Raw genomic sequence first — 8,514 nt, forward strand, 5'->3', positions numbered from 1 at the left:
CGACCGGAGCATACGAAAATATAAGTATAAATTTAACTCTAACTCTGAACGATAGTCGATTGATTTGCGTAATTAAATATATAAGACAAAACATGAGAGGATATGCCGACTGAATTGTACACTGCTATCATATTCGATGAATTTTCGACATATACACGAGGGTAATATTAGATTATTTTATTCAAATTGGAGGGTAATACCCCTTCCCCTTCCCCTTTCTCAAGGAGTGAGCGAAGCGAACGAGTAGGGAGGAAAGATGTCCGACACCACAAACTATAATCTACAAGCTAACGGGAACTTACTGTCTAACGTAGAACTAATTCAAACCGTTAAAGCAGGCGGTGACAACACCTGTGATTATCGTTTCGCCACTGTTCAGACAAGGGAAGCTCAACCTCTCGAACAAGATGGTTGAGAAAGAGAGTCTAGAGCGGACCGTGGACACCCCACAGCGAATAACTCTCTCCGATGTAGAGTGTAGTCGGAGTGTGAAGGAATCTTCGTTGGAAGCCACATCCTCAACGGGGCCGTCTCTGACGGCTGAGTAAGTTGCGTGGTCGTGGTCGTTCAGTAATGGTCCTGTGTTTTGAGGAATTCCATACTCGCTGGTACCACTCAGATTACTTCGCCATCGAATCAGAAGAGGCGTATCTCTCAAGAAATATCTCAAGATCACGGAATGCAGTAATCCGTTCACTGAGCGTTTCATGATCCCAGTGCCACCACTCAGTCGACTCAATGCGAGCTGCTGTTTCCGGCGGAAATCGGCGGCGAATAATTTCTGCAGGGACACCGGCAACGACAGTGTATGGAGAGATATCATCAGTAACGACTGCACCTGCGCCAATGACGGCACCATTGCCAATATCGACACCTGGCAGGATAGTTGCGCCATGACCAATCCACACGTCGTGACCAATAGTTACCGGCTGGTCTGCCCGCCACTCAAAGACGGTCTCATCATCGGTGCCAAGATCAAACATTGATGTACGATAACTAAAGTGATGTGCAGTTGGGCGGGTAATCGGATGATTTGTCGGTCCCAATCGAGCATCGGCAGCAATACTCACGAACTTCCCAACAGTTGTATAGTCTAATTGAACACGTTCCATAACATAGCTGTAATCACCAATAGTTGACTCGTTGACACGAGCATACGAGCGAATATCTGTCCACGTGCCCAGTTCACTTTCGGTAATATACACTGGATCCTGTAATGTCGGTTCTGGGCTGAGCGAATCGATACGCGTCGGTCCGTGCGACTCGATATACATGACTACTCAGCGCTCACGTCGACCAGCTGTTGAGCTGATAATCTTCTTAGGGGCGGTAATTATTGCTTCGAGGATCCCCGTCTCTTCAATTTCATCGTCATCGCGAAGGTATGAACGAACGCGCTGGCTAAGAAGTTCAACTGACCCAGCCAGGAGAACAACAAGGAGAATACAAGCCATCATTTCAGTGTAGTGGAATGTTTTTCGCTGGATATCAAGCTCAAGCCCGAGTCCGCCTGCACCGATAAGCCCAAGCCCAATTGCGACTCGCACATTGTGCTCAAGATCGAATGCAATCCAAGCAATGAACTGTCGGAATACCTGACTAAGCATACCAAAGGAGACAATTTGACTTTTATTCGCACCGGTACTTTGGATCCCCTCGATTGGTCCATCTGCGATTTCTTCAAGTTCATCAGTGAATAGTCGACCAAGATAGCCTGTCGTATCGATCATAATCGCAAGTGTCGCAGTAAATGGCGTAACCCCACCAAGTGGAATCAAAATCAAGACCCACACAAGCGCCGGGATCGCACGGATGAGGCTCATTGTCGAACGAAATGCAAAATTGAATGGGTATGGGACGACGCGCTCACTCGCCATTATACCGAAGAATAATGCACCAGGAAGACCAAGTATTGTCCCAGCAATCGCGATTGCAATCGTGATTTGAGAGGCTGCAAAGAGATTTTCACTGACGATGAAATTCCAATACTGCATGACATCGACAAATGGAACCCCATAGTACGTTGTGGGAGGGAAGTATTCGCCAAGAGCATCAGTGAATTGTGGAATCTGTACGAATAACTCAGCAAGTGAAAATCCAACCGCGTTCAAACTTGCATTAAACAAAATTGTTGCTAGAATGATACCGAGACCAGCATACAATCGACGAACTGTTTTCCGGCGGCGAAGATCAGTTAATTTCTCTTCAACTGATGAGTCCCCGATGGACGCAAATCCGAAATACTGTAATAACTCGCGGAGTCTGGAGTCAGATGATTGAGAACTCATGATTCTACTCGCCGTCCGATGATTTCTGTTTCATCACTGTCGTCAGGATCGGGTTCGGTCTCACTATCAGAATCAGAATCAGTATCAGTAGCAGTGGTTGTGATTGAATTGCCAGCACTATCATCTGCGAGCCCCACTGTCTCAACGTTCCCGTAGAGTTCATCAACCGATTCCGGGGTAAGCTTCTCAGGTGTAACATCAAAAAGTATCTCACCATCGCGAAGTCCAATAAATCGCTCACCGAAATACGCCGCAATATTTACTTGATGAAGACTGACGAGAGCAGTGACCTCGTGAACATTTGCTGCTTTTTTCAGATAGTCCATCACGCTCTCAGCACTCGAAGGGTCGAGACTTGCAACGGGTTCATCTGCAAGAAGTAACGCCGGGTCTTGTACGAGTGCCCGTGCAATCCCAACGCGCTGTTGCTGTCCGCCGCTCATCTGTGAGACACGTTGATGTGACTCATCAAGAAGACCAACAGTCTGGAGTGCTTCAAGAGCACGCTCTTTTGTTTCCCTACTTTGTTGTTGTAGTAGGCTACTAACTGTTGATGTTCGATCAAGCGAGCCGGTGAGTGCATTCATATACGCTGACACACCATCGACAAGATTGTGTTGTTGAAATATCATCCCAACATCAGGGCGTGACCCGTTAATTGGGTCTCCATTGAGCCGAATCTCTCCTTCAGTTGGATGTGTTAGCCCATTAACACAGCGAAGCATCGTTGATTTTCCAGCTCCGGATTCACCGAGTAAAACGACAAACTCATCCTCAATCTCGAATGAGACTGAATCAAGTGCAACGACATCACCGTATGTTTTTGTTACGTTATCTACAGTAAGTGTGCTCATTATAATTATTTTGATAAAACTATGAATGATCGCTACAGTTGAATTACGATCCGAGTTCAATGCCGAGATCATTGAGCCGCTTAATCACAGGTTGGTAATCTTCCATTGAGGTATCTCGAAGTGTCGTGAATGGTAATTCAGCCTCATTGTAATCCTCTGGGTAATACTGTTGAATTAAGCTTTCATCTGAGTTGATGAGCAGATCGCCGATCTCTGTTTTATAATCTGAGTCCCACGTTCTTCGGGCGTACACTGGTTGTTTTGGAATTGGGAATGAAAACCAGAACGGTCGGAATTTTGGCGATTCGGTGTCAAGTGTATCCAGCGCGGAACTACTATCGATAACGCGCTGTGGGAACTCAGATTTATATGAGGATGGAATGTGTGGCAATCCATTTCCACCATATGTAGTTGCTGCGTCCGCTTCACCAGCACCAAGTTTCTCGAGTGCGACTTCATGATTTGACCACGATCCGGTGAAATCAACCGGGTCGCCATCTGGGGCTTCACCAACATCCAGACCAGCCTCTTTTAGTGCGAATGTTGCAAAAATTGACCCACTTGTTGAGAGACGATCAGCAAACGCCATTGTTCTGTCTTCCACGTCTGTTCGTTGTGTGATACTCGAATCTTCGTTTGTTAGCATTATCGAGAAGTAAAATGCTGACCCACCCGTGACGGTTGTTCCGTATACATCCATTAGATCAGGATTCGAAATGAGTGTAACATCGTCCATGCCAATCTCGGCTTGCTCACTGTTAAGTGCTGGACGAACCGCTGAGTAATCCTGTGGAACTTGCATCTCAACGGTGACATCATCAAGTTCGCCTTCAATCATCGCTCGCATCGGCTCATACCGTGTCCGAATATCTGAGGGCGTTCCCGGCGTCAATACCATCGTGATTGTCGTTCCGCTACCGCTTGCAGATCCTCCGAGCGTTCCACTACAACCAGCTAACCCAGCGAGTGTTGCACTGGCACCTGCAGCCATAAATCCACGACGACCTGTTAGCATACTGTGAGATTGATTTGTACGGCTTGGCTCTGAATTTACACCGTGGTCTTTCTTTTCTGCCATCAGCTATGACGAGCTAACTTTGCTGAATAATTGTTGTCCCCATAGAGTACAGAGCGTCAATAATGAATCATAAAACGAAGTTTTCGACCCATAGATTCGATAAACAACCAGTAAACATCTATTCTGATATAGCTAATTATATAGAAAATATAGCTATTAGTAGCCGTCTATACGGAATATTATGATATGAGAGTGCAACCAGCCTTAGAGTGACGACATGGAGAGTACTTAGCGCAGACTTATGCAATTGTTATAGCATCATGAGTATATGCAGCAAGGTGACCGAGATAACCGGACAATCAGATTTGAGCAGATTGCGCATACGGGAGTAGAAACGCTCAGTACTCTCGCAAATAGAGTACTCTCGACCAACCCCTCGTTGTCAGTCCTACAAGAGCCACATCCACAGTTACTGATGCAACAGGTCACGGACCCTGTTGAGCATCAGCAGTTTAATCTTGGTGAGGTTGTGGTCACACCTGCCGAAGTTACGCTCAATGATGCACAGGGATTTGCGATGTACCCGGGCAAACAGGAACGAGCAGCGCTTTCAGGAGCGATTGTTGATGCTGCGGTTGCTGGAAAGCACGCGCATGCGGAGGTAATTCAGGATACACTTGATACTGTGGCTGAGCGCCGAAAGCAGCAACGAGACGAAACATGGAGTGAAAGTCGACATACTGCGGTCGAATTTGAAACCATGGAAGGTGAGCTATGAAAGCTCTTGATATCGATCCTGTTCATGATACCCGCCAAACATTCCGAACGCTGTGTACTGCATTGTCTCATCCAGGGACAATCAAAGAAGTCGGCGTGACTCCTGCTGACCATGCTGTTGTTGCGACACTCGTTGATCATGAACTTCAAGCACAGATAGATGATGAAGAACTTAGAAGTGCACTCGATGCACGAGGAAGATATGAAGCCGCTGACGCAGATGAGGCAGATATCATTCACACGCGAGGAACACCATCATGGGATATTCGTAATGTCTCGCGTGGGACACTGCTTGAACCAAGTGATGGCGCGACAGTAATATATCGAGTTGAGACACTCACAACACCAGCGTCATCGTCATCGTCCCCGTCCCGTTCAGCCTTCGAACGTGATGGTACTATCAATCACGATGTGGTTAGGATTGATGGACCAGGTGTTCCAGCAGAGACAGACCGAACAGTAACAATCGGACTTCCTCCAGAAGAATTGGATCGAATTTCGATTGCACAGTCAACATATCCACGGGGTGTTGATGTGATTATCACGACTGCTGAATCTGTGCTTGCGATTCCGCGGTCAGTAAGTATATCGAGAGTGACACATGAAGATACAAAATCAACGACGATTGACCAATCAGCGTGTGAGCAAGGATCGGAGGCACACTGATGGGATACGTCGCTGTAAAAGCTGGTGAGGAGCTTATCGAGCGCGCGGCTGATCTTTTCAAGAAACAACGTCTCGATGGAGATACCGAGCCAATAACTGTTGATCAGATTGAAGAACAACTCGGTCGCGTAGTCGCACAAGCTATGAGCGAAGGAGGTCTTTACGCTCCTCGTCTTGCTGCACTGGCGGTCAAACAAGCACAAGGGGATACAGTCGAGGCTGCGTTTCTTTTGCGCGCGTACCGTTCAACACTCGAGCGGTGGGACGAGACTGTCCCGGTTGACCCAAATGAGATGTTCGCGACACGACGAGTCTCACCAGCATACAAGGATGTTCCAGGTGGGCAGATTCTCGGTCCGACAAAAGACTATACTCAGCGATTGCTTGATTTTACACTTACCAACGAGGGAAAAAGCCAATCCGGTGGAGCAAAGGAGCCAATGGATCCAACAGCCGAGTGGGATGTGACGACTGAGGAAGCGCCTGAATCGCTCGCGAACGTGATGTCTGTGCTTCGGTCAGAAGGACTCGTTCATGAGCCAGAGTCAACTGAGATGACTAATCCAACGGACACGACACGTGAGTCGCTTACTCACCCGGCAGATCGCGATGCTATCTTACAGGAGTTAGCTCGTGGCGAAACAGGAGCAATGACTGCACTTGGATACTCTGCACTTCGCGGCTATGGGCAGGTGCATCCAACGCTTGCTGAGGTACGGATTGGGCGGCTACCAGTCATGATTGAGCATCCATATACTGAGGAGACTGCAACGGTCACTGATATTGAGGTGAGCGAAAGCGAAGCAATCGTTCCTATCTACGCCAAGCGGGATGACCCACAGTTTGCAGTTGGGTATGGGCTTACCTTTGGACGGAATGAGCGAAAAACGATCGCAATGACAATACTTGATGCATCGATCCAACTCGATAGTGACGCTGAGCCTGCAGAAGATCCGGAATTTGTGTTAGATGTTATCGACGGGATGGATTCATTTGGATTTATTGAGCATCTTAAGTTACCACATTATGTAACATTTCAGTCGATTCTCGATCGAATCAGGGGGATTCGACAACGAACAGCAGATAGTGACAGCAGTCATGCAACACAATCTGACGGGACGACAACAACAGAGGCTGAGTGTGATGACTGAGATAAATGCAGAGACAGACGCAGAAGTCGAAGAGGGTAATCAGGATGATAATGTCACAACTCAATCAAGAGATTATGCCGATCAGTACACACGTAATCGGTCCACAGATGAACTGACCGAAACCAAGCGAGGTGCTGTTGAAACCGTTGATTCACTCCTCGATAAGTTTGATGATGATAACTTGTCAGGATACAATTATGCGTATCTTGATGAGCACACAAAGCGTGAAATGCGACGGTCAATCATCAAAGCTATTTCAATCCCGGGACACCAAGTCCCATACGCTTCTCGACCGATGCCGCTAGCCCGTGGATGGGGAACTGGTGGTATTCAGGCATCACTCTCACTGCTTGGACCTGATGATACATTCAAAGTGATTGATCAAGGGTCCGATGAATCGGTCAACGCAGCAAACATTAGACGGCTGGCATCAAACACCGCTGATGTCGAAACAACGACTGATACGACAAACGCAGATATAATTCAAACTCGACATCGGATTCCTGAGGAAGTTCTCACCGATGAGCAAATTCTTGTGTTACAGGTTCCCGTCACTGACCCACTTCGGAAAGTCGACGGCTCTGATGCTGCGAATCGTCGACGACATGCGCATCGTAATTATGGAAAGATGTGGGTACATCTGTACGAGACTGTCGTTGAGTGGGGTGAGATTAATATTGCTGCTCGGTACCCAACAATGGTTGCTGGACGGTATCTAATGGATCCCTCTCCAATCCCCCGTTGGGATGTGCCGAAACTCAATCATGCGGATTCACTATTCATTTTCGCTGCGGGGCGGGAGGCACGCATCTATGCTGTGCCCCCACACACATCGGTCGAACCACTTGCATTTGAGGATCGCACATTTCAGGTTGAGCGCTTCCCTGGCGCCAGTTGTCATGCATGTGGATCAACTGATACATATCTCACTGAAGTCGAGACAGATGATGGATCGGTCTACTACAGTTGTAACGATGCGTCCTTTTGTCACAAACGACAACAAAAACCCGAATTAGATCGCGATCATCATCTTGAACAGTCAACTAACAGGTGGGGTCCTAAAATGAGTGATCCCGATTCTGGAGACACTGTAGGTGATCCCGAATGAGTATGAGATTACTTGAGGTATCAGATGTCAAAAAGCAATATGGCTCTGGATGCTCAGCGTGTATCGAACGCACTGGCGATGATGCTGGGACGAATCAATGTCCTGTCTGTGACACTGTCATTGCATGTGCAAACGTTAACCTGACAGTCGACGCTGGTGAGGTGCTTGGGATTGTCGGAGAATCCGGATCTGGAAAATCAAGTCTTGCAGAACTCATTGCACTTGAGAAAGATGATGAGGGAGAAGTAGCTGGTGACGTTTCATATACAGAATATGAGGGCAATCTCTTGGCTATCGATTATCAAACACGACATGAACTGAAAAACACCCATCTGAGTCTCGTACATCAACATATTCGGGATGGACTTGAATTAGAGTTTTCTGGCGGCGGTAATGTTGCAGAAAAATTGCTTTCTGCTGGATGGCGGCGATATGATGATGTCCGTGAACGGGTTCGGAGTTTATTTGACGCGACCGAGATCCCTGTTGACCGGATGGACGACCCAACTCACACGTACTCCGGCGGTATGCAACGGCGTGTTCAGATCGCGCGTGCACTCGCCAATAACCCTGATATCATTATTCTTGACGAACCGACAGCAGGGCTTGACGTAAGTGTTCAGGCTCGTGTCCTCGATATGTTTCGACGGAT

At 47.5% G+C, this 8,514-nt stretch carries 9 protein-coding genes; 5 read left to right on the top strand and 4 right to left on the bottom strand.

The annotated features are described in order from the left end of the window. Positions 1 to 620 precede the first annotated feature (620 nt). From J07HQW2_RS16010 to J07HQW2_RS16025, 4 genes are read right to left on the bottom strand one after another with little or no spacing between them, the layout of a single operon-like run. A complete protein-coding gene (locus J07HQW2_RS16010) occupies positions 621 to 1,274 on the bottom strand; it encodes a DapH/DapD/GlmU-related protein (protein WP_021056716.1) in 654 nt (217 codons plus the stop codon). A 6-nt stretch (positions 1,275 to 1,280) separates the two neighbouring features. Next, the gene (gene phnE / locus J07HQW2_RS16015) at positions 1,281 to 2,288 is read right to left on the bottom strand and encodes a phosphonate ABC transporter, permease protein PhnE (protein WP_021056717.1); all 1,008 of its coding nucleotides are present in this window, start codon (positions 2,286 to 2,288) and stop codon (positions 1,281 to 1,283) included. Beyond that, positions 2,285 to 3,142 carry a phosphonate ABC transporter ATP-binding protein gene (locus J07HQW2_RS16020; protein WP_021056718.1) on the bottom strand — a complete coding sequence of 286 codons (858 nt, stop codon included), beginning with the start codon at positions 3,140 to 3,142 and terminating at the stop codon, positions 2,285 to 2,287. Before J07HQW2_RS16020 ends, phnE begins: the two co-directional genes overlap by 4 nt. Positions 3,143 to 3,185: 43 nt before the next feature. Beyond that, positions 3,186 to 4,220 (bottom strand): PhnD/SsuA/transferrin family substrate-binding protein, encoded by a 1,035-nt coding sequence (locus J07HQW2_RS16025; RefSeq protein WP_021056719.1) that lies wholly within the window; start codon positions 4,218 to 4,220, stop codon positions 3,186 to 3,188. 268 nt (positions 4,221 to 4,488) lie between these two features. Between J07HQW2_RS16025 and phnG the strand changes: the two genes are divergently transcribed. The 5 genes from phnG to J07HQW2_RS16050 all read left to right on the top strand — a co-directional run. Next, positions 4,489 to 4,938 (top strand): phosphonate C-P lyase system protein PhnG, encoded by a 450-nt coding sequence (gene phnG / locus J07HQW2_RS16030; RefSeq protein WP_021056720.1) that lies wholly within the window; start codon positions 4,489 to 4,491, stop codon positions 4,936 to 4,938. Then, positions 4,935 to 5,603 (top strand): phosphonate C-P lyase system protein PhnH, encoded by a 669-nt coding sequence (phnH, locus tag J07HQW2_RS16035; RefSeq protein WP_021056721.1) that lies wholly within the window; start codon positions 4,935 to 4,937, stop codon positions 5,601 to 5,603. Before phnG ends, phnH begins: the two co-directional genes overlap by 4 nt. Next, on the top strand, positions 5,603 to 6,754 hold the full coding sequence (locus J07HQW2_RS16040) for a carbon-phosphorus lyase complex subunit PhnI (RefSeq protein ID WP_021056722.1): 1,152 nt from the start codon (positions 5,603 to 5,605) through the stop codon (positions 6,752 to 6,754). The genes phnH and J07HQW2_RS16040 overlap by 1 nt, the downstream gene beginning before the upstream one ends. Next, positions 6,747 to 7,862, top strand: a complete 1,116-nt coding sequence (locus J07HQW2_RS16045; RefSeq protein WP_021056723.1) for an alpha-D-ribose 1-methylphosphonate 5-phosphate C-P-lyase PhnJ — start codon at positions 6,747 to 6,749, stop codon at positions 7,860 to 7,862. The genes J07HQW2_RS16040 and J07HQW2_RS16045 overlap by 8 nt, the downstream gene beginning before the upstream one ends. Further along, positions 7,859 to 8,514: ATP-binding cassette domain-containing protein (locus tag J07HQW2_RS16050; RefSeq protein ID WP_303704262.1), on the top strand; the 656-nt coding region annotated here is incomplete at its 3' end. The genes J07HQW2_RS16045 and J07HQW2_RS16050, both read left to right, overlap by 4 nt.

This window comes from Haloquadratum walsbyi J07HQW2, from assembly GCF_000415985.1.
Taxonomy (GTDB): domain Archaea; phylum Halobacteriota; class Halobacteria; order Halobacteriales; family Haloferacaceae; genus Haloquadratum; species Haloquadratum walsbyi_B.